Annotated in this window: 21 protein-coding genes; 14 read left to right on the top strand and 7 right to left on the bottom strand. The window is 72.2% G+C overall.

Translation table 11 applies throughout. The annotated features are described in order from the left end of the window. Positions 1 to 28: 28 nt before the first annotated feature. Together KBX46_RS25565 and KBX46_RS25560 are read left to right on the top strand one after the other, a co-directional pair. Entirely contained in the window at positions 29 to 796 is a 768-nt protein-coding gene (locus KBX46_RS25565) for an enoyl-CoA hydratase/isomerase family protein (RefSeq protein ID WP_210794354.1), read from the top strand. 114 nt (positions 797 to 910) lie between these two features. Beyond that, on the top strand, positions 911 to 2,887 hold the full coding sequence (locus KBX46_RS25560; protein WP_172862217.1) for an ABC transporter ATP-binding protein: 1,977 nt from the start codon (positions 911 to 913) through the stop codon (positions 2,885 to 2,887). A 34-nt stretch (positions 2,888 to 2,921) separates the two neighbouring features. On the opposite strand, the gene mug is transcribed toward KBX46_RS25560, so the two are convergent. From mug to KBX46_RS25530, 6 genes are all read right to left on the bottom strand, one after another. Then, on the bottom strand, positions 2,922 to 3,533 hold the full coding sequence (gene mug / locus KBX46_RS25555) for a G/U mismatch-specific DNA glycosylase (protein ID WP_247668180.1): 612 nt from the start codon (positions 3,531 to 3,533) through the stop codon (positions 2,922 to 2,924). Between the two features lie 317 nt (positions 3,534 to 3,850). Then, a complete protein-coding gene (locus tag KBX46_RS25550) occupies positions 3,851 to 4,612 on the bottom strand; it encodes an SDR family oxidoreductase (RefSeq protein WP_210794353.1) in 762 nt (253 codons plus the stop codon). Next, positions 4,603 to 5,148: a hypothetical protein gene (locus KBX46_RS25545; protein WP_210794352.1), complete on the bottom strand. Its 546-nt coding sequence runs from the start codon at positions 5,146 to 5,148 to the stop codon at positions 4,603 to 4,605. Before KBX46_RS25545 ends, KBX46_RS25550 begins: the two co-directional genes overlap by 10 nt. Next, positions 5,145 to 5,963, bottom strand: a complete 819-nt coding sequence (locus KBX46_RS25540; protein WP_210794351.1) for a DUF692 domain-containing protein — start codon at positions 5,961 to 5,963, stop codon at positions 5,145 to 5,147. The genes KBX46_RS25545 and KBX46_RS25540 overlap by 4 nt, the downstream gene beginning before the upstream one ends. Beyond that, on the bottom strand, positions 5,960 to 6,883 hold the full coding sequence (locus KBX46_RS25535; RefSeq protein WP_210794350.1) for a TIGR04222 domain-containing membrane protein: 924 nt from the start codon (positions 6,881 to 6,883) through the stop codon (positions 5,960 to 5,962). Before KBX46_RS25535 ends, KBX46_RS25540 begins: the two co-directional genes overlap by 4 nt. Positions 6,884 to 6,964: 81 nt before the next feature. Then, complete coding sequence (locus tag KBX46_RS25530; protein ID WP_088949222.1) at positions 6,965 to 7,537, bottom strand: TetR/AcrR family transcriptional regulator; 573 nt, start codon at positions 7,535 to 7,537, stop codon at positions 6,965 to 6,967. A gap of 77 nt (positions 7,538 to 7,614) precedes the next feature. Here KBX46_RS25530 and KBX46_RS25525 point away from each other — a divergent pair, with 77 nt between their 5' ends. The 3 genes from KBX46_RS25525 (at position 7,615) to KBX46_RS25515 (ending at position 10,437) form a co-directional block, all read left to right on the top strand. Then, entirely contained in the window at positions 7,615 to 8,475 is an 861-nt protein-coding gene (locus tag KBX46_RS25525) for a carbon-nitrogen hydrolase family protein (protein ID WP_308159692.1), read from the top strand. A gap of 65 nt (positions 8,476 to 8,540) precedes the next feature. After that, on the top strand, positions 8,541 to 9,185 hold the full coding sequence (locus KBX46_RS25520) for an HAD family hydrolase (protein ID WP_088949220.1): 645 nt from the start codon (positions 8,541 to 8,543) through the stop codon (positions 9,183 to 9,185). 319 nt (positions 9,186 to 9,504) lie between these two features. Continuing rightward, positions 9,505 to 10,437, top strand: a complete 933-nt coding sequence (locus tag KBX46_RS25515; RefSeq protein ID WP_210794348.1) for a serine protein kinase RIO — start codon at positions 9,505 to 9,507, stop codon at positions 10,435 to 10,437. Positions 10,438 to 10,481: 44 nt separating this feature from the next. On the opposite strand, the gene KBX46_RS25510 is transcribed toward KBX46_RS25515, so the two are convergent. After that, on the bottom strand, positions 10,482 to 10,730 hold the full coding sequence (locus tag KBX46_RS25510; protein WP_088949218.1) for a DUF2630 family protein: 249 nt from the start codon (positions 10,728 to 10,730) through the stop codon (positions 10,482 to 10,484). A 370-nt stretch (positions 10,731 to 11,100) separates the two neighbouring features. Here KBX46_RS25510 and KBX46_RS25505 point away from each other — a divergent pair, with 370 nt between their 5' ends. The 9 genes from KBX46_RS25505 to KBX46_RS25465 all read left to right on the top strand — a co-directional run bounded on the left by KBX46_RS25505 (position 11,101) and on the right by KBX46_RS25465 (position 20,865). Next, positions 11,101 to 12,483, top strand: a complete 1,383-nt coding sequence (locus tag KBX46_RS25505; protein WP_210794347.1) for a cytochrome P450 — start codon at positions 11,101 to 11,103, stop codon at positions 12,481 to 12,483. A gap of 3 nt (positions 12,484 to 12,486) precedes the next feature. Next, entirely contained in the window at positions 12,487 to 13,389 is a 903-nt protein-coding gene (locus KBX46_RS25500) for a terpene synthase (protein ID WP_308159691.1), read from the top strand. Next, entirely contained in the window at positions 13,386 to 14,999 is a 1,614-nt protein-coding gene (locus KBX46_RS25495; RefSeq protein WP_210794346.1) for a prenyltransferase/squalene oxidase repeat-containing protein, read from the top strand. The genes KBX46_RS25500 and KBX46_RS25495 overlap by 4 nt, the downstream gene beginning before the upstream one ends. A gap of 79 nt (positions 15,000 to 15,078) precedes the next feature. Beyond that, positions 15,079 to 17,652: a nitrate- and nitrite sensing domain-containing protein gene (locus KBX46_RS25490; RefSeq protein WP_210794345.1), complete on the top strand. Its 2,574-nt coding sequence runs from the start codon at positions 15,079 to 15,081 to the stop codon at positions 17,650 to 17,652. Positions 17,653 to 17,741: 89 nt separating this feature from the next. Next, positions 17,742 to 18,164 (top strand): roadblock/LC7 domain-containing protein, encoded by a 423-nt coding sequence (locus KBX46_RS25485; protein ID WP_141910413.1) that lies wholly within the window; start codon positions 17,742 to 17,744, stop codon positions 18,162 to 18,164. Positions 18,165 to 18,168: 4 nt separating this feature from the next. After that, entirely contained in the window at positions 18,169 to 18,555 is a 387-nt protein-coding gene (locus KBX46_RS25480; protein WP_088949212.1) for a DUF742 domain-containing protein, read from the top strand. Then, on the top strand, positions 18,536 to 19,147 hold the full coding sequence (locus tag KBX46_RS25475) for an ATP/GTP-binding protein (protein ID WP_210794344.1): 612 nt from the start codon (positions 18,536 to 18,538) through the stop codon (positions 19,145 to 19,147). The genes KBX46_RS25480 and KBX46_RS25475 overlap by 20 nt, the downstream gene beginning before the upstream one ends. 85 nt (positions 19,148 to 19,232) lie before the next feature. Beyond that, the gene (locus KBX46_RS25470) at positions 19,233 to 19,568 is read left to right on the top strand and encodes a YciI family protein (RefSeq protein WP_088949210.1); all 336 of its coding nucleotides are present in this window, start codon (positions 19,233 to 19,235) and stop codon (positions 19,566 to 19,568) included. A 79-nt stretch (positions 19,569 to 19,647) separates the two neighbouring features. Further along, complete coding sequence (locus tag KBX46_RS25465) at positions 19,648 to 20,865, top strand: RNA polymerase sigma factor (RefSeq protein WP_210794387.1); 1,218 nt, start codon at positions 19,648 to 19,650, stop codon at positions 20,863 to 20,865.

Genomic DNA, 20,865 nt, shown 5'->3' with positions numbered 1-20,865 from the left:
CCAGCACCGCCGCTCCCCGGGCCGTCCGGTGACCGCCGAGGCGACCGGGGTCCGGCTGACTTGCGACGGGCCGGTCGCCACGGTGACGTTGTGCCGGCCCGACGTGCTCAATGCTCAGACGCCGGCCATGTGGCAGGCGATGAGCGACTTCTCCCGCGACCTGCCCGGCGACGTGCGGGTGGTGGTGGTCCGGGGCGAGGGGCGTGCGTTCTCCGCCGGCCTCGACCTCGCGGTGGCTGGCGCGTCCGGCCCGGGCTCGTTCGCGGAGCTGGCCACGCTGCCCGAGCAGGAGTGCGCCGAGCGCATCGCGGAGTTCCAGTGCGGCTTCACCTGGCTGCACCGGCCGGACGTCATCTCCGTGGCGGCCGTGCAGGGTCATGCGATCGGTGCGGGCTTCCAGCTCGCCCTCGCCTGTGACCTGCGTGTCCTCGCCGCTGACGCGAAACTGTCGATGGCCGAGGTGACCCTCGGCCTGGTGCCCGACCTGGCCGGCACCAAACGGCTCGTCGAGCTGGTCGGTTACGCGCGGGCGCTGGAGATCTGCGCCACCGGCCGCCGGTTGGATGCCGCCGAGGCGGACCGGATCGGGCTGGCCAATCTGGTGGTGCCACCAGCCGAGCTGGACGGCGCGGTCCAGGACCTGACCGCTGGCCTGCTCTCCGGGGCCCGCGACGCGGTGGTGGAGATCAAGGCGTTGCTCGCCGGTGCGGCCGGCCGGTCGCACGCCGACCAGCAGCGCGCCGAGCGCGAGGCGCAGACCCGTCGGCTGCGCGACCTGGCCGGCCGGGGAGAATAGGTAAGGACCGCACGGGAAGATCCGGGTTACGACCGAGGTTGTCACAGTCGTCGGGAGAATTGACCTGACGGCGCGGTCTGCCCGACGACCCGGAGGTGAGCGATGTCCAACCCGATGTCCGGAGGTGGCATGGCCGGGTGGAGCATGCTCCGGTCGATGCGCAACCGGGACGAGGTCTCCACCCACCGACTGAAGCACGGGGTGGCCCGCCGCATCGTCGCCTTCGCCCAGCCCTACCGGCGCGACATCATCGTCTTCCTGGCCACCGTGGTGCTGGCCGCCATCATCGGCGTGGCCACCCCCGTGCTGGCCGGTGACGTGATCAACGCGATCAACCGGGGTGGCACCGAGGCCGGCCGGCTCGTGGTGCGGCTTGCCCTGTTCATCGCCGCGCTGGCGGTCGCCGACGCGCTGCTCTCCCTGGCCCAGCGGTGGTATTCGGCGCGGATCGGCGAGGGCATCATCTTCAACCTCCGCACCCGGGTCTACGACCACGTGCAGCGGATGCCGTTGCAGTTCTTCACCCGTACCCAGACCGGCGCCCTGGTCAGCAGGCTCAACAACGACGTGCTCGGCGCCCAGCGGGCGTTCACCTCCACCCTGTCCGGTGTGGTCAGCAACGTCATCCAACTGGTGCTCACCGCGGCGGTGATGTTCACCCTCTCCTGGCAGATCACCGCGCTGTCACTGGTGCTGCTGCCCATCTTCATCATTCCGGCCCGCCGGGTCGGTCGGCGGCTGGCCGACATCACCCGCGAGGCGTACAACCTCGACGCCAAGATGAACGCGACCATGACCGAGCGGTTCGGGGTGGCCGGCGCGCTGCTGGTGAAGCTCTTCGGTCAGCCCGAGATCGAGGCCGGCCGGTTCGCCGGCCGGGCCGAGCGGGTCCGCGACATCGGCATCCAGTCCGCGATGTACTCCCGCACGTTCTTCGTGGCGATGCTGCTGGTCGCCTCGCTGGCGCAGGCGCTCACCTACGGTCTCGGTGGCTGGTTGGCGGTGACCGGCGGCGTCAGCGCGGGCACCGTCGTGACGCTCGCGTTGCTGCTCACCCGCCTGTACGGCCCGCTCACCGCGCTGTCCAACGTCCGGGTCGACGTGATGAGCGCCCTGGTCTCCTTCGACCGGGTCTTCGAGGTGCTCGACCTCAAACCGGGCATCGTGGAGAAGCCCGACGCGGTGCCGGTGCCCCGGGGCACCGGCCGGGTCGACTTCCGCGACGTGCGGTTCCGCTACCCGAGCGCCGCCGAGGTCTCCCTCGCCTCCCTCGAGGAGGTCGCCACACTGGACCGGACTGTCAACGAGCCGGTGCTCAAGGGAGTTTCGTTCAGCGTGGAGCCGGGGCAGATGGTCGCGCTGGTCGGCCCGTCCGGCGCCGGCAAGTCGACCCTGTCGATGCTGATCTCCCGGATCTACGACGTCACCGACGGCCAGGTGCTGGTCGGTGGGGTGGACGTACGCGACGCGACGCTCGCCTCCCTGCGGGACGAGATCGGTGTCGTCACCCAGGATTCGCACCTGTTCCACGAGACGATCGCCGAGAACCTGCGCTACGCCAAGCCCGACGCCACCGACGACGAGATCTGGGCCGCGCTGGCCGGCGCGCAGGTGGCCGACCTGGTCCGGGCGCTGCCCGACGGGCTGGACACCACCGTCGGGGAACGCGGCTACCGGTTCTCCGGCGGCGAGAAGCAGCGCATCGCGATTGCCCGGCTGCTGCTCAAGGCGCCGTCGATCGTGATCCTCGACGAGGCGACCGCCCACCTGGATTCGGAGAGCGAGGCGGCGGTGCAACGGGCGTTGTCGGTGGCGTTGACCGGGCGGACCGCCCTGGTGATCGCACACCGGCTCTCCACCGTGCGCGACGCCGACCAGATCCTCGTCCTCGACGGCGGCCGGATCGTCGAGCGGGGGCGGCACGACGAGTTGGTAGCGGTCGGCGGGCTCTACGCCGAGCTGTACCGCACCCAGTTCGCGGTCGCCGACTCGCCCACCCCGTTCGTCGACGCGACCGGGCCCGAGCCGGTGGTCATGCCGCTGGGCACCTACCGCGCCGACGAGGTGCTGCCGCCCGCCGCGGCCAACTGACGTCCCGCGGGCACCGGGCCGAGGTCCGTCGCGGTCAGCGCCGTTCGGGCAGGCCGGTCGCCACTCGCAGCTCGGCGAACGCCACACCCAGCGTGACCGGGGTGAAGTGCGCGTTCAGGCCGCTCGGGTTGGGCAGCACCCACAGCCGGGCGCCGGCCAGTGACTCCGGCTGCGGCCCGAAGGTGGCTTTCGGCCGCTGAAAACCGATCCGGTACGCGGTCACCCCCACCACCGCCACCCAACGCGGCTGGTAGCGGCCCACCTTGTCGGTCAGGATCGCGGCACCGTCGAGGAGTTCCTCGCTGCTCAGCTCGTCCGCGCGGGCACTGGCCCGGGCGGCCATGTTGGTGATGCCGAGCCCGAGTGCGGGCAGCTCGTCCTGTTCGCTGGGGTGCAGCAGCCGGGGGGTGAACCCACCCCGGTGCAGCGCGGGCCAGAACCGGTTGCCGGGTCTGGCGAAGTGCCAGCCGGTTGCGGCCGACCAGAGGCCGGGGTTGATGCCGACGAAGAGCACCGCCAACCCCGGCGCGAGGACGTCGGGGATGGTCCGGTCAGCGGCCGCCGCCAGCTCCGCCCGGGTCGGACGAGTCGTCGGGGCCGCCCCGAGCTCCGCCCGGGTCGGCTGGGCTGTCCCGGGCGTCGTCAGCTCTGCCTGGGTCGGCTGGGCCGTGTCGGGCGTCGTCAGCTCTGCCTGGGTCGGCTGGGCCGTGCCGGGCGTCGTCAGCTCTGCCTGGGTCGGCTGGGCCGTGTCGGGCGTCGCCGTCGGGTGACGATCGGCCAGGTCCCCGGGTTCCGGCCGTCCGGTGTGCCTCGCGTTGATCGACTCGGGTTCCTGGAAGTCGGGGTGTCCTGGCCGCATCGACCGCCCGGTTTCCTGAAGGCCGAGTCGATCAACGGCCGGGTGGTCGGGCTGGGCCCGCTCGGGCGGCGTCACGGTACGGCCAGGTCGGCCCCCGGCGGGGGTCACAGCCCGCGCAGCGCGCCGCCGTCGACCGGGAGGGTGATCCCGGTGAGGTAGCTCGCGGCGGGGGAGAGCACGAACGCGGCCACCCGGCCGAACTCGGCGGGATCGCCGAGGCGACGCAGCGGGATGGCGGCCTCCGCCTCGGTGCGGGCGCGTTCCGGGTCGCCGGTCGCGGCGAAGAGCTCCCGGTTGCGGTCGGTCAGGATCCGGCCCGGCAGCAGCCCGACCACTCGTACGCCACGCGGGCCGTAGTCGTCGGCGATGTCCTTCGCCGCCCCGACCAGGCCGGGCCGCAGACCGTTGGAGATGCCGAGGCCGGGCACCGGGCCCCGGGCCGAGGTGGAGAGCACCAGCCCGATCGCACCGCCCTCGGGCAGCGCGGCGGCGACCGTACGCACCGCGCGGATCGTGCCCAGGAAGACGGTCTCGAAGGACTGCCGCCACTGCTCGTCGTTGATCGCGGCGGCCTTGCCCGCCGGTGGCCCGCCGACCGAGATCAGCGCGCCGTCGAGCCGGCCGAAGTGCTCCCGGGCGGCGGCGACGAGCTGCTCCGGGGTCTCCGGGTCGGCCAGGTCGGCGGTCAGCCCGACGGCATGCTCGGGACCGCCGAGCTGCTGCGCGGCGGCGGCCACGGCGTCCGGGTCCCGTGCCGACAGGACCACCCGTGCCCCGTCGGCGACCAGGCACTGCGCGGTCGCGAAGCCCAGGCCGCGAGAGGCACCGGTGAGGACGTACACATGGTCGGTCAGGCCTAGATCCATAAGGTCGATCCTGCCGCATCCGACACACCGTCGCCACCAACTGCGGGTGGACGCGAGGCGGGGCGCAGCAGACGTACCCGGCCGGCGATCTGCACCGCCACGGCGCCGCCGGCGCGGCCCACGGCCGGCATCCGGCGCGGACGTGGCGCCCCGAGCCCGTCGTAGTGCAGGCGCGCCTCCCGGACGGCCAGTTCCTCGGCGGCGGCCGGGGGCAGCGCACCCTGTTCGCGCATCGCACGGGCCAGGTCCCAACCGTCGCGCAACGACCCGGCGGTTGGTCGCCCGGCTGCCCAGCCGGCGAAGGTCGACGACCACGCGGCGCCGAGGCCGGCGGCGAGCAGTGGCCAGTGTCGGGCCACCTCGCCGGCACGTTTGCGTCTCAGGGCCGCCCGGGTGGCGGCCAGTTGGGCCGGTGCGAACCCCGGCGGCGGTGGCCCTCCGGCGACCAGCGTCGCGACCAGTTCCGCCTGTCGCTCGGCGAGCCCGCCGACATCGCCGGACGGCCGCCTGCCGCTGTCGTCGCGCGGCTCGGTCATGTCACGGCCGGGAAGCCCGCGGCGACGGCCAGGGCGTCCAGTTCGGCGCGCAGCTCGGCTGCCGGTGGGTAGTGGCCGTCCCGTTCCAGCAGCAGCGCCGGCGGACGCTGTCGAGCGCAGAGCGCGCCGACCAGCTCCAGCACCGCCGCTGGCACCGGATCGGTGTGGGTGTCGTGGTAGAAACCGCCGTGGTCGGCGCCGCCGGCCACGTGGACGTACGTGACCCGCTCCAGCGGCAGACGGTCCAGCAACGCGAGCGGGTCGGTGCCCCGGTTGCGGGCGTTGGCGTGCACGTTCGCCACGTCCAGCAGCAACAGTGCGCCGGTCCGGTCGAGGATCTCGGTGAGGAAGTCCGCCTCGTCCAGCTCGTCGTCGGGCCACTCGACCAACGCGGCGATCGGTTCCAGCGCGATCGGCACCGGCAGTTCGGCCTGCGCCCGCGCCACGTTGGCGCAGACCGCGTCGACCGCCTCCCGGCTGCGCGGCAACGGGAGCAGATGCCCGGCCTCCAGGCCGCCGGCTCGGACGAACGCGATGTGCTCGCTGACCAGCGGGGCGTCGACCTGCTGCGCCACAGCGGCCAGGTGGGCGACGCGGGCCGGATCGACCGGCTCGGCGCCGCCGAGGGAGAGCCGTACCCCATGGGGTACGACAGTCACGCCGCGCTCCCGCAGCTGCGCAAGACCCGGCGGGAGCGGCCCGGACGAGGGCACCCCCTCGGCCACCACCTCCACGAAGCGCAGGCCGGGGAGCTCGGCCACGAAGCCGGCGATCTCCGGACGCCAGCCGATGCCAACTCCGGACGGGCCGGTCATCCGCCGCACCCCCCGCCACCGCCGCAGCCGCCACCACCGCCGCAGGAGCTGCCGCCGTCTCCACCGGAGCTGTCGCCTCCGGACGATCCGTCGGAGCCGCCCGTCCAGCCGCTGCCGGAGGCGGCCTGGCGCTGGATCTCGGCCTGCTCGGCGAAGCCGGGGTCGAGCGCCCAGAGTGAGGCGGTGCCGTACAGAGCCACGCCCATCGCCGCGCCGCCAGCTCCGTAGGTGGCGTAGGACGGCGTGGAGGCCGGAGCGAGGTGGGTGTGTTCGCGGCGTACACCGCGCAGCGTGGACCGACCGGCCCGGGTGAGCACGGGCGCCCGGCGCAGCACCAAGGTGACGATCAGGAGCGCAACAAGGGTCAGCAGCAGGTAACCGACCGGGCGACCGCTGAACAGACCGGAGACCAACCGGAGCACGCCGAGGCCCAGCAGAGCGATCAGGATCGTGGTCCAGAAGCGGGCACGCGCGCGTTGCGCGTCGTCGGTCAGCAGGCCCCGCTGCTCCAGGCCGTTGCGGATCTGGTGCAGCGCGGCACGTACGCGCTCGTCCTGCGGCAGGTCCCCGACCCGGGCGTGCTGATGGGCGGCCCAGTGGACGGCCTGGTCCAGTGGGGTGAGCCCGGTCGGCGCGACCCCGCTGGTGGTCAGTCGACGGTCCGGCCGCACGCCGATCGCGCCGCTGCCGCGCAGTCCGCCGAGTGCGGCGTGTACGGCGAGTCGGGGTCCACCGTTGAGGTACGCGACCTGCTGCGGCCCGAGTGGATCGGCGGTCATGGCAGCGGTCGACGCGGCCGCCAGACGGACCCGGTGGTACACCGCGACGGCCACCACCAGAGCGGCTGCCACCAGGTAGTACCGGAGGAAGGTCGGGCCGGAGATGCCCCAGGTGTCGCCGGACGCGGCGTGGACGATCATCGACTGCTCCTGTCACCGGAGGGATGCGCGGCCCCATTGTGGAGCAGCCTCGCCACGGTCGGCAGTCGGGTGTACGGGCGGTCAGTGGCGGCGGACCGCCTCCTCGACCAGGTCGAGCACCGGGCCCAGGTCACCGGCCGGTCGGCCCATGGCCAGGTGCAGCACCAGGCCGTCGTAGGCCAGCTCCAGGAACTGGGCCAGCACGTCGATGGGGACGTCTTCGCGCAGCACCCCGGCGTCGCGTTGGCGGGCCAGCCGGTCCCGGGTCGCCTCGGCGATAGCGGCGGACCGCTCGGCCCATCGACGGGCGAACGCCGGGTCGGTGCGCAGGCGGCGGGAGACCTCCAGTTGGCTGCCCAGCCAACCGGTGGTGTCCGGTGAGACGGCGCGGGCGAGCAGGTCGCGCATCACCTGCACCAGGCCGTTGCGGGCCACCGTCTCGACCATGGCCGCGGCGTCGTCCTCGGCGACGGCCAGGAAGAGCGAGTCCTTGTCCCGGAAGTGGTGGAAGATGGCGCCGCGGGACAGGCCGGTGGCCTCCTCGAGGCGGCGTACGGTCGCCCCCTCGTAGCCGAGCCGGGCGAAACACGCCCGGGCAGCGGCGAGGATCTCCCGCCGACGCGCGTCGAGCTGGTCCTGGCTTACTCTGGGCACGCGTCGATCGTCGCAGGTCAACCCAGGGCATGCAAACCGTACGTACGGCTTGGGATATCGCCGACTACCCTCGCCTGGTGACCCCGCCGCAGACCGTGCCCACCGCCCCGCTGACCGTGGCCACCGTTCAGGCCACCCCGACGCCGGGTGACGTCGCCGGCAACGCGGTCACCGCCGCCGACCTGGTTCGCCGAGCCGGTGACCAGGGCGCCCGGGTGGCCGTCCTGCCGGAGCTGTTCCTCTGCGCGTACCACCCGCCGAGCCTTGCCGCCGACCCGGTCGGCACGGACGTCGCGGCCGACCCGGCCGGTGCGGTCGCGGATTCCCGGCTCGACCCGCTGCGCGCCGCGGCGCGCGAGGCCGGTGTCACCGCGCTGGTCGGCGCCGCAGCCCGACACCCGGACGGCCGGCGGACCATTGCCGCGCTGGTCATCGACCGGACCGGCGCGGTGCGGATCGGGTACGACAAGCAGCAGCTCTGGGGCGACGAACGGGAGCTGTTCAGCGCGGGCGACCGGGGTGCCACGCTGCTCGTCGACGACTGGCGGCTCGGGCTGGGCATCTGCTACGACGGCTGTTTCCCGGAACACGGCCGGGCCGCCGCCCTCGACGGCGCGCACGGCTACCTGTGCCCCAGCGGATACCTGGCCGGCTCCGAGCACCGCCGGGACCTCTACTACGCCGCGCGAGCCCTGGACAACACCATGTTCGTGGCCTTCGCCAACGCGGTCGGCGGCGTCGACCCGTGGCGGTTCAACGGCGGCGCGGCGATCTACGACCCGCAGGGCCGGGTGCTGGCCCGGGGCGCCGACGACGGCACGGAGGTGCTGGTGGCGACCCTGGATCCCGCCGTGCTCGCGGCCACCCGGGCGGCCCATTCGATGCTCGCCGATCGCCTGCCGAACCAGGGCGGCACCCGGGTGTCGATGTCCGGCTGAACCCGTCGTCAGGTGGATACCCGCCGGACCTGTTGGCGAACACGTCGGTCCCGTAGGGTGCCCGAGTGCCACTGCTCCTGCTGGACCTGGACAACACCCTGCTGGATCGGGCCGGGCCGTTCCGCCGCTGGGGTGAGCGCTTCCTGGACGGCATCGGCGCGCCCCACACCGACATCGACTGGCTGCTCTCGATCGACGCCGACGGTCTGACCGACCGCTGGGATCTCGCCGACGCCATCCGGGACCGCTACGAGCTGCGCATCCCCTCGATCGACCTGGTGGAGGAGCTGCACGACGGGGTGGTGGCGCAGACCCGGCTCGACCCGCTGACCGCCTGCGCGCTGCGGATCGCCGACGACGCCGGTTGGGTGCCGGTGGTGGTCTGCAACGGCACGGTACGCGTCGAGGACGCCAAGATTCGCCGGACCGGCCTGGACCAGTACGTCGCGGACTGGGTGATCTCCGAGGAAGCCGGCGTCAGCAAGCCCAACCCGCGGATCTTCGCGCTCGCCGCCCAGCGGGTCCGGATGCCGCTGCGGGGCGCCTGGGTGGTCGGCGACAGCCCGGAGGCGGACATCGGCGGTGCCGCCGCCGTCGGGCTGCCCAGCGTCTGGCTGCACCGGGGGCGCACCTGGACCGACGGCCGGTTCGCGCCGAGCCACACGGTGGACGGGTTGATCGCCGCGGTCGCCACAGTCCTGGCTCGCTGACGCCCGCAGCGCGCCGCGTCACGCCGTCCGCGCCGTCTGCGCCGCCTTGCGTCGCGCCATGATCCGCACAGTTTCCCTGATGATGCTGCCTCCGCGCGCCACGAGGCAGCATCATCAGGGATGTTGCGTGGATCTTGGTCCGACCGCGCGACGGCGGCTCGGTAATTCGGTTGACCGGCTGCCGTGGGGCCGCGAGCATTGTCAGCGCATCGTGCATCCCGGGCGTGGGCCCGGTCGTGGAGAGGAGGTCGGTCATGGCCGTCTTCGCAGGTCGCTTCCAGCTGCCTATCTCAGCCTCGACCAAGGGAACCTCACCACAGTGCGCGATCACGACTTTCCGGCGCTTGAGCGCCGGAGCCGCGGCAAGAGCCGCTTTGACGACGACGAATCACAGTTTCTGAAGCGCGGGCGGCCCACCGAGCCGCCCGCGGACCCCGACACCGAACCTGACCCGGACACCGGCGAGCGTTGGTCGTCCTGGGACGACGCCGTGCACGGGCCCGAGCCGCACCCGGAATGGCTGGTCACCGAGCTGGCCGCCCGGGACACCGAGCTGGGTGTGCTCAAGACCGGCAAGGAGGCGGACGTCCACCTGGTGCGCCGAGCGGTGCCCGACACCGACCGGTCGTGCCTGCTGGCGGTCAAACGCTACCGTGACCCCGAGCACCGGCTGTTCCACCGGGACGCCGGCTATCTGGAGGGCCGCCGTGTGCGCCGGTCCCGGGAGAACCGGGCGATGGCCGGCCGGACGGCGTTCGGCCGACAGATGATCGCCGGGCAGTGGGCCGCGGCCGAGTTCGACGCCCTGGCCCGGCTCTGGGAGATCGGTGCCGGGCACGACCGGATCGCCGTGCCGTACCCGGTGCAGCTGCGGGGCACCGAGCTGATGTTGGAGTTCGTCGGCGACGCCGAGTCGGGGGAGGCGGCGCCCCGGCTGGCCCAGCTGCGACCCGGCCCGACCGAGCTGCGCGACCTGTGGGCCCAGATGGTGGAGGCGCTGCGGGTGCTGGCCCGGGCCGGTTACGCGCACGGCGACCTGTCGCCGTACAACCTGCTCGTGCACCGGGGGCGGCTGGTCGTTATCGACCTGCCGCAGGTGGTCGACGTGGTGGCGAACCCGCAGGGGCCGGAGTTCCTGGCCCGCGATGTGCGGGTGGTCGGCACCTGGTTCGCGGCCCGTGGGCTGCCCGCCGAGCAGGTCGACCCGGGCACGTTGACCGGGGAGTTGCTGCGTGAGGCGGGCATCCGCTGATCAGAGCGGGTCGGGCGGTCGGACCGCCCGACCCGCCGGGTCGGTCATTGCAGGTAGCGCTCCACCTCGGGCTTGGGGCGTTCGCCTTGTGCGTCCGGGTCGCCGTGGGTCTCCCGGGCGGCCCGCCGACGGCGCAGCAGGTCCCAGCACTGGTCGAGGGATTCCTCCAGGGCGCGCAGTCGCTCGCTGGCCTCGCCCTCGGTGCCCGCCTCGTGGGCCTGGGCGTCCGCGCGCAGCTTGTGTTCCTCGTCGACCAGTTCGGAGATCCGGTTCAGGATGGTCTTGTCGTCCATGCTCCTGAGCCTGGCACAGCGCCCCACGACGCGCCTGGCTTCGTGTGCCGATAGTGGGGTCAGACCACGATCGGTGACTCCGCCCATACTGGCAGCAACATGTCAATGTGGCCTTTTTCACGCCCATCCCCAGGTCGGCCCGCATGCCGCCCGACGTGGGGCTTCACCTGCGCAATCTTTTGAGTCGGCCACGCGGCCCGGATCCGGCACGGCTGTCGTCCCCTCAACGCGAGAAATTCTCCAGATCTGTCCCATGGCAAAGCAGTTTCATGAATGGGATGCTCGCCCGGATGGTCACGCGCCATCAACAAGGCAGCACGGAGCGCAACCCGCTGTGCCGCCGGAAAGGACGGATCCGTGCAGGTGAAAGATGGCTGAGTCGACCGCCCCCGCGTACCGCCAGCCGCACGTCGCCACCCTGCGACGCACCTTTCCCAAGCTGCTCCGAGACCCACTGGGCACGTTGGTCGGGCTTGCCGACGCGTCGCCCGGGCAGGTCGTCAAACTCAACCTGGGCACTATCCGGCCGTACCTGGTCGTCGAGCCCGCACACGTCCAGCACGTGCTGCGCGACAACGCCGCCAACTACACGCGGGCCGGCGACGGCATGTTGTGGAAGTCGGTCAAGAAGATCGCCGGTGACGGCATCCTCGCCGAAGGCCCGGACTGGGAGGCGAGTCGCCGACGGCTCCAGCCGCACTTCACCGCGAAGCGGATCGACTCGGTGGTGGACGGTCTGAGCCGGGCGATCAGCGATGCGGTCGACGAGTTGAACGTCCCGGCGCGAAACGGCGAACCGGTCGACGCGGCCAGCGAGATCTCGAGGATCATCTGCCAGGCCGTCATCCGGGTCTTCTTCGGCGACAAGATCTCCGTCGCCGACGGTGTGCGGATCGTCGCGGAACAGAACACCGTGGCGACCGCACTGCGCTTCCGGCTGCTCATCCCGTTCCTGCCGGACGCCGTGCCGATGCCCGGCGACCGCGCACTGCGGCGGGCGGTCCGGAACATCGACAGCATTATGCTGCCGTTGGTCCGTGCCGAGCGATCCCGCGACGACGGAGGCGACGACTTCGTCGCGTCGCTGGCCCGGGGCCGTGACGCGCACGGCCACAAGGTCGACGACCAGCGGGTACGCGACGATCTGGTGTCGATCTTCGTGACCGCCACCGAGACCACCTACACGGCGCTCACCTGGATCTTCCCGCTGCTGGAGCAACTGCCCGACGTCGCCGCGCGGCTCTACGCGGAGATTGATCGTGTGGTCGGCCCCGGGGACGTGATCAGCCGCGGACAGCTTGGCGAGCTGCGCTACACCCGGATGGTGCTGGACGAACTCGTCCGCGCCTACCCATCCGGCTGGTTGGTGCCGCGGACCGCGATCGCCGACGACCTCATCGGCGGCACCCGGGTCAGGGCCGGTGACACGATCATCCTGAGTCCGTACGTGACCCATCGGCTGGCACGCTTCTGGGATCGGCCGACGGTCTTCGATCCGGAGCGCTTCGCCCCCGACGCCCCCCGGCGCGCCCACCGGTACGCCTACTATCCGTTCGGGGGCGGCGCCCACCAGTGCATCGGCCAGTACTTCTTCCAGGTCGAGGCGCCACTGATCATGGCGACGCTGCTCAGCCGCTTCCGGTTCCGGCTCTGCACGCCCGGACTGCCATCGCCGCGGCTCGCCGCGACGCTCCGACCAGGGGAACGGGTGCCGCTGCTGCTCACCCCCCATCGGCAACCGGCCCTGGCCTAGCGGGTGGCACAACGACAAGTGGTCGAGGACGCACTTCAGCAGGCCGCCGAGCACGGGCGCGTCTGTGCCCTGGCCGCTCAGGGCCAACGTGACCTGCAACGGTGCCTGGCCGCCCATCCGGACCTCTTCGCCGAGGGGCCCTTCGATGGCGCTCTGACCAGCAGCATCGCGTTGGCCATCGCGTTCAGCGCGCCCTGGTGCGAGGCAGCCGAGCTGCGTCTGACCAACCGGGCGGTGCTCTGGGGGTTCGCGCTGGACTGGCAGGTGGACCGGCTGGCCACCTCTGCCGATGCGCTTGACCGACTGGTGCGCCAGCAGCTTCTCGTCGCGGACGGCGCGGCCGCGACGACGGACGACCCGCTGGGTCACCTCCTCGCCGATCTTCTCGCCGACCTGGCCGCCGAGCCGGCCTTCGCCGAACTGGGCGGGGTGTGGCGGGCGGCGGCCCGGCGGACCCTGCACGCGATGCGGCAGGAGTGGCAGTGGAAGACGGCGATGCGGGACAACCTCCAGCCGCGGCCCACCCTCACCGAGTACCTGAACAACGCGGACAACCTGGCCTGCACCGTCGTGAATGTCGTGCACTGGATTCGCACCGGCGGGGCCGACACGGAGGCGGGGCTCGACCGGCTGGTCCTCGCCAGTGACGCGGTGCAACGCGCTCTTCGACTGGTCAACGACCTGAGCACCTACGAGCGGGACCTCCGCTGGGACGACCTGAACGCGATCATGCTGGTGGAGGACCGGGCAGTGGTGGAGCAGGAATTGGCGCGCCTGGTCACTGAGGCGACCGACCTGCTCGGCGAGTTGCGGGCCGACTGCCCGAGGGAGGCGGCATACCTGACCCGACAGCTCGGCTACACCACAGGCTTCTACCGGAGCACCGACTTCTGGGGTGTGTCGTGAGCACCGAGGCACTGACCCGGGACCCCGGCGGAGCGAAGGATTCCGGGTCGACACGCGCCGTCGACGGGCTGATTGCCGAGCTGAGCCGGCACCCGTCCGGTCGCACATCCGCGTCGCCGTACGAGACTGCCCGTCTGGTCTCCCTGGCACCCTGGCTGCCCCGACACGCCGACCGGATCCAGTACCTGCTCGCCGGGCAGCGCCCGGACGGAGGTTGGGGCGGGCCGGAAGGGTACGCCCTGGTACCCACCCTGAGCGCCGTGGAGGGGCTGCTCGCGGCCTCGCTGAACGACGAGCCGGTGGGCTGGTCCCCGGCGGCGGTGCACGACGCGATCGACAGGGCGCTACGCCTGCTGTTCGACCGGCTGGCCGGCCCCTCGACCTGTCCCGTGCCGGACCTGCCGGCCGCCGACCTGATCGTCCCGGCAATGGTCGACCGGATCGCCGACCACCTCGCCGACCCGCCGACGTGGTTGGCCCACTGGCGAGGCGTCGGCCCGCCGCCGATGCCCGCGGGCATGGATCGGCAGCGACTCGACCGGGTACGCCTGCTGGTCGGATCCGGTCGGCCGATTCCGCCGAAGCTGCTGCACGCGCTGGAGATCCTCGGGCCGGCCGCCCGGCAAGCGGCAGGTGTCACCGCCACCGCCGCCGGCCCGGTCGGAGCCTCGCCGGCCGCCACCGCCGCGTGGCTCGGTGACCCTGACGGTACTCAATCCGGCGCGCTGGACTACCTGACCCGGGCGCTCGGCGAGCACGGCGGAGCGGTTCCGTGTGCCACACCGATCACCGTGTTCGAACGGTCGTGGGTGCTGAGCACCCTGGCACGGGCGGGTGTGCTCCCGACGGCGCCGGCGCAACTGGTTACCGGGCTGCGCGACGCCCTTGGGCCGGACGGTGCGGCCACCGGGCCGGGGCTGCCCACCGACGCCGACACGACGGCGGTGACGCTCTACACGCTGGCCCTCCTGGGTCACCCGACCGATCCGACGTGCCTGCGGCGGTTCGACACCGGGGAGCACTTCGGCACCTGGCAGGGCGAGGACGGCGCGTCGGTGACCACGAACGCGCACGTGTTGGAGGCGTTCGGGCGATGCCTCGGCGGCGACGACCCGGCCGCGGCACCGGTGCTGCGCCGGCTCACCGGCTGGCTGATCGACCACCAACACACCGACGGTCGATGGACGGACCGTTGGCACGCCTCGCCCTACTACGCCACCTACTGCGTGGTGCTCGCACTGCGGGAGTACGGCGGTCCGTCGGCCGACGCGGCGCTGCGGCGGGCCGTCTCGTGGGTGCTCGAGAATCAGCGGGCCGACGGTTCGTGGGGACGATGGCAGGGCACGGCGGAGGAGACCGCCTACGGCCTGCTGGTGTTGCTGGCAGTGCCGCCGTCATCCACGACTCGTGACGCAACGGTCGCCGCTGCTCACCGTCTGTCCACAATGCAAGATGAGGCCATTGAGAGTCCACTGTGGCATGACAAGGACCTCTACCATCCGGTACTGATCGTACGAGCGGCGGTGGTGGCTGCCCGGGCGGCGGCTGCGGTACGGGTGAACGGTTCCGCCCATATGCCAGCAAGCCGCTGGACTGCATCGCTTGAGTGAAATTCCGGACACTGCTAGCGTGCGCCGGGCCGGGGGCTGGGCTCATTCAGCCAATCGAAACGGTCGAGGGACGGGTGGGATGGCTTCCCGCAGTGCAAGTTTGCGCACCAAGATTGTGGCCCTGCTGGTCTCACTCGCCGCGCTCTGGGCGTTCGCGGCGTGGGTGACCCTGCGCGACGGGTTCAACGTGCTCGGTGTGCAGACGCTTGACGCGCAGGTCGCCCAACCCAGTGAATCGCTGTTCACCGAGCTCCAGCGGGAGCGCCGGTTGTCGGTGGCCTACCTTGGACGCCGCGACCCGGGCATGGTGCAGCAGCTGCAGGCCCAGCACGAGCGCAGCGAGAAGGAGTCCGCCGCCTTCGCCGAGGCGTCCCGCAACTGGCGCGCCCGATTCGCGTCGAGCGACGAGCTGATCACGCGGATCGACGCGGTGATCACCCGGCTGGATGGGCTCGGCCAGATGCGGGAGGCCGTTGTCGCCGGCACGGTGGACCGGGCTGGCGCGGCGGCGGCGTACACCGAGGTCCTCGATGGGCTCTTCCGGGTCTACGGGGCCATGGGTCAGCTCGACGACGAGCAGATCGCCAAGGACACCGTCACCCTCACTCAGCTGTTCCGCGTGCGTGAGCTGATGTCGCAGGAGGACGCCCTCTTCGCCGGCGTCGCGGCGGCGGGTCGAATCAGCGACAAGGAGGCAGCCCAGTTCGCACACCTGGTGGGCGCGCAGCGGTTCCTCGTCTCCGAGGCCCTGGCCGAACTGCCCGAGGCCGACCGCCAGCGGTACCTCCAGATGACCGAGGGACCGGCCTTCACCAAGCTTCAAGCGCTTGAGGACCGCCTGGTCGCCAGCGCTCGACCCAACGCCCCTCTGCCGGTCGCCGCCGACGACTGGCAGGCAGCCCTCGCTCCCGCTCTGGAGGAGCAGGAGGCCGTCGTGCTGGTCGGTGGGGACGCGCTGGTCCAGCGGGCCACCCCGGTCGCGATCTGGGTTGTCATCCGGCTGGTGCTCGCCGCCGGCCTCGGTCTGCTCGCCGTCATCGCCTCCATCGTCGTCTCGATCACCACGGCCCGGGCCCTGCTGCGTCAGCTGGAACGGTTGCGCCAGGCCGCCTGGCAGCTCGCCGACGAGCGGCTGCCCCGGGTGGTGGAGCGCCTGGGTCGCGGCGAAGAGGTCGACGTGGCCACCGAGGCGCCTCCCCTCGATTTCGGCAACAACGAGGTCGGCCAGGTCGGCAAGGCGTTCAACGCGGTGCAGGAGACCGCCCTGCGTACCGCCGTCGAGCAGGCCGAGCTGCGGCGCAACGTCCGCGAGGTCTTCCTCAGCCTGGCCCGGCGTACCCAGGCGTTGGTGCACCGCCAGCTCACCATGCTGGACGCGATGGAGCGGCGCGAGCACGACGCGGAGGAGCTGGAGGATCTGTTCCGGGTCGACCACCTGGCCACCCGGATGCGGCGTAACGCGGAGAACCTGATCGTCCTCTCCGGCTCGACGCCGGGCCGGGCCTGGCGGCGCAACGTGCCGATGGTCGACGTGGTGCGCGGCGCGGTGGCCGAGGTCGAGGACTACACCCGGGTCAACGTGCTGCCGCTCGGCCCGGTCTCGCTGGCCGGCCGTGCGGTCGGTGACGTCATCCACCTGCTCGCCGAGTTGATCGAGAACGGTCTCTCGTTCTCCCCGCCGCACACCACCGTGGAGGTTCGCGGTCAGCTGGTGGCCAACGGTTTCGCCATCGAGATCGAGGACCGGGGCCTCGGCATGAGCGAGGACGACCTGGCCGCCGCGAACGACCGCATCGTCGACCAGTCGGAGCTGAACCTCGCCAACGCCGCGCGGCTCGGGCTCTACGTGGTGAGCCGGCTGACCGAGCGGCACGGCGTGCGGGTCCGGCTCAAGGAGTCGGCGTACGGCGGCACCACGGCCGTCGTGCTGATCCCGGCGGAGCTGATCCCGGAGGCCGCGGACGCGGAGACCTCCGGCGGGATCCGGACCGGTTCGCCGGCGATCCCGCTGCCCGCGCGGCCGACCGCCCCCTCCGACAGTGTCCGCCCGGCCACCCTGGCGCTGGCTGCGCGGCCGACGGCACCGGGAACGCCCGACTCGGACACACCGCAGGTCACGACCGAGGCGCGGATCGCCACCGGGACGGATCAGGCCGACGGTGCCGAGGCGGACGCGTTGCCCACCCGGCGGCGGACGACGCTGGCCACCGGGACGCCGGCCACCGGGACGCCGGAGCTGCCCACGCGGGTCCGGCGTACCCAGGGGCAGCCGGCCCTGGAGGGCCCGACGTTGCCCACCGGCCTGCCCGCGGTCAACGGCGCCCGGCCGACGGCCGGCACGGACCCCATGGAGTCGGACGTTAACGGTGACGACAGGCCCGGACCGGAGCGTGCCGAGGCGGACCGGACGAACGCGGGCCTGCCGGTCCGGGTCCGGCAGGCGAGCATTGCGCCGGAGTTGCGCGACGAGCCCGCGACGGAGAGCGACCACGACGACGTGGTACGCCAGCCGGAGCAGGTGCGCAAGATGATGAGTTCCTACCAGACCGGCACGCGGCGTGGTCGGACCGACGCGGCGCGGCTGCTGGGAGGCGCCTCCGACGCCCAACCGGCAGCGACGCCGGAGCCGACCGAGGAACCGGACGTGACCTGACCGGCTGCCGGTGATGCGGTCTCCGCGCAGCGTGACGGTCAACCCCAGACGAGTACGGCGACAACGCCGGGCGAGAAGAGGACGACGAAGTGGCCCAGAAGACGGCTTCGAGTGCCGACCTGACGTGGTTGCTGGATGACCTGGTGGGCCGGGTGAAACAGGCGGAGCACGCGGTCGCCCTCTCCAGCGACGGCCTGTTGATGGCCGCCTCCCGAGGGTTGAGCCGGGACGACGGCGAGCACCTCGCAGCGATGGCGGCGGGGATCCAGAGCCTGGCCCGGGGCGCCGGTAAGCGCTTCGGTGGCGGGCAGGTGCAGCAGACCATCATCGAGATGCAGTCGTCGTTCCTGTTCGTCACCGCGGCCGGCCGCAACGCCTGTCTGGCGGTGCTGGCCACCGATGAGGCCGACGTCGGCCTCATCGCCTACGAGATGGCGATGCTCGTCACCCGCGTCGGCAAGTACGTCGCATCCCCGTCCCGGGGACCTGAGCAGCCGGCCAGCGAGAGGTAGCGGCATGACGGTGCAGGGTGAGGCAGCGGACCATCAGTGGGTGGACGACCATGCGGGTCCGGTCGTGCGCCCGTACGCCATGACGCGCGGTCGGGCCCGCCCCGTCACCGGCACGTTCGACCTGATCTCCCTGGTCACCGCGACCCGAGCCGAGGTCACGCCGGAGGTCGGTATCGGCCCGGAACATCTGGCGATCATCGGGCTGTGCCAGCGCATACAGTCCGTCGCCGAGATAGCCGCTCATCTCGACCTGCCGGTGGGCACCATTCGGGTGCTCCTCGGTGATCTGGCGGCCCGCAGCCTGGTCCAGGTCCGCGAGCCGCAGACCACGGCCGGTCTTCCCGACAACAGCATCTTCGAGGCGGTAATCAATGGACTACGGGCACTCTGACCGGCCTGCGGGAGCCCTCCCACTGCCCACCGCGATCAAGATCCTGGTGGCAGGTGGATTCGGCGTGGGTAAGACCACGATGGTCGGCGCGGTCAGCGAGACCCGACCGTTGCGCACCGAGGAGGTGCTGACGGAGTCGGGGGTCGGCATCGACGACCTGTCCGGGGTGGAAGGCAAGACCACCACCACGGTGGCCATGGACTTCGGCCGCATCACCATCAGCGACGACCTGGTGCTGTACCTGTTCGGCACACCCGGCCAGGACCGGTTCTGGTTCGTCTGGGACGAGTTGGCACTGGGGGCGATCGGCGCGGTGGTGCTGGCCGACACTCGTAGGCTCGCCGACTGCTTCCCGTCGATCGACTACTTCGAGGGCCGGGGCACGCCGTTCGTGGTCGCGGTGAACTGCTTCGAGGGCGCCCGGTCGTACCGGCTCGACGAGGTGCAGACCGCGCTGAACCTGGATCCGGGTGTGCCGGTGCTGCTCTGCGACGCCCGGCAGCGGGAGTCCAGCAAGGAGGTGCTCGTCACGCTGATGGAGCACGCCATGAAGACCCGCGAGGCCCGCCGCCGTGCCGCCGGAGGAAACTGACCGAGATTTTTTGCGGAAGGGTGTCCGGAACGCTCCCGCCCGATCGTCATGCTGGCGACACCCCGAGAAACCAGGGAGCGACCAGATGAAGTACATGATGTTCGTTTGCAGCGACACCGAGCCGGACAACGACCCGACGGAACTCCCCGACATCCACAAGTGGGTGGCGGAGAACGACGCCCGTGGTCGCCGCCTCACCGGCAACGTGCTGGCTCCGACCACCGCGGCCACCACGGTCCGGGTACGCGGCGGTGAACTGCTCGTCTCCGAGGGGCCGTTCGCGGAGACCATGGAGGTGATCGTGGGCTTCGACCTGCTCGACTGCGCGGACCTGGACGAGGCGATCGAGGTGGCGCGGACGCACCCGATGGCCCACGAAGGGCGGCTGGAACTGCGCCCGTTCGCGGACCTGTCCGCCTGACGAGTTGTCCACACCGCAGCGCCGGCCGGTACGCCCGCCCGCACCGGCCGGCGCGGTAGCGCCCGCACCGGCCGGCGCGGTGGCGGCTGCGGCGGCGCAGGCCGTCGGCGACGCCAGCGTCGAGGCGTACCCCCGGATCGTCGCGACCCTGATCCGGGTGACCGGGGACTGGGCGCTGGCCGAGGACTGCGCCCAGGAGGCGCTGGCCGTCGCACTGGAGCGCTGGTCCGCCGACGGTGTGCCGGCCAACCCGGGCGGCTGGCTCATGACGGTGGCTCGCAACCGGGCGCTCGACGTGCTGCGACGGGCCACCGTGGAGCGCCGCAAGCTGCACGACCTGGCGCTGCTCACGCCGCCCGAGGGGCAGCCCGACCCGGAGGTGCCGGAGGACGTGGTGGACGACCGACTGCGCCTGATCTTCACCTGCTGCCACCCTGCGCTGGCGATCGACGCCCGGGTGGCGCTGACGCTGCGAACCGTCTGCGGTGTGCCGACCGGCGACATCGCTCGACTCCTGCTGGTCAACGAGTCGACAATGACCCGACGGCTCACCCGGGCCAGGACCCGCATAGCGCAGGCCGGCATTCCATACCGGGTGCCCAGCGGGCCAGCGCTGACCGAGCGGCTGCCCGGCGTCCTCGCCGTGTTGTACCTGCTGTTCACCCGGGGCTACGTCGTCGACGGCGAGCCGGCCTTCGCCGACGAGGCGGTTCGGCTGGCCCGGCTGCTCGACCGGTTGATGCCGAAGCAGTCCGAGGTGGCCGCGCTGCTGGCGCTGTTCCTGTTCCAGCACTCCCGCCGCGACGCCCGTCGGGACGCCGCAGGCAACCTGCTCACCCTGGAACGGCAGGACCGCGCGCGGTGGGACCGTGCGGCCATCGCCGAGGGACTGGACGCCCTTTCTCGGGTACGCCACGACGGGCCGTACGCGTGGCAGGCCCGGATCGCCGCCTGCCACGCCACCGCACCGTCCGCCGACGCCACCGACTGGCCGGCGATCGCACGGGCCTACGACGCGCTGATCGGCATCCGGCCCTCACCGGTGATCGCGCTCAACCGCGCGGTCGCCCACGGCTACGCGTACGGGCCGTACGCCGGGTTGGGCCTGCTCGACGCGGCGCAGGCCGGGGGAGGGCTGGACGGCAACCCGCTCGCCGTGGCGGTGCGGGCCGACCTGGTCGCCCGGCAGGGTGACCGGCTGCGGGCCGCCGCGTTGTTCAGGGAGGCCGCGGCGATGGTCGGCTCGGACGCCGAACGCCGTGCGCTTCTCGACCGGGCCAACGAACTCGCCGGGTAG

The sequence above is a fragment of the Micromonospora sp. C81 genome, from assembly GCF_018070425.1.
GTDB lineage: Bacteria > Actinomycetota > Actinomycetes > Mycobacteriales > Micromonosporaceae > Micromonospora > Micromonospora zamorensis.
Note: the sequence above shows the minus strand (reverse complement) of the source record. Positions and strands in the feature narration are given on the sequence as shown.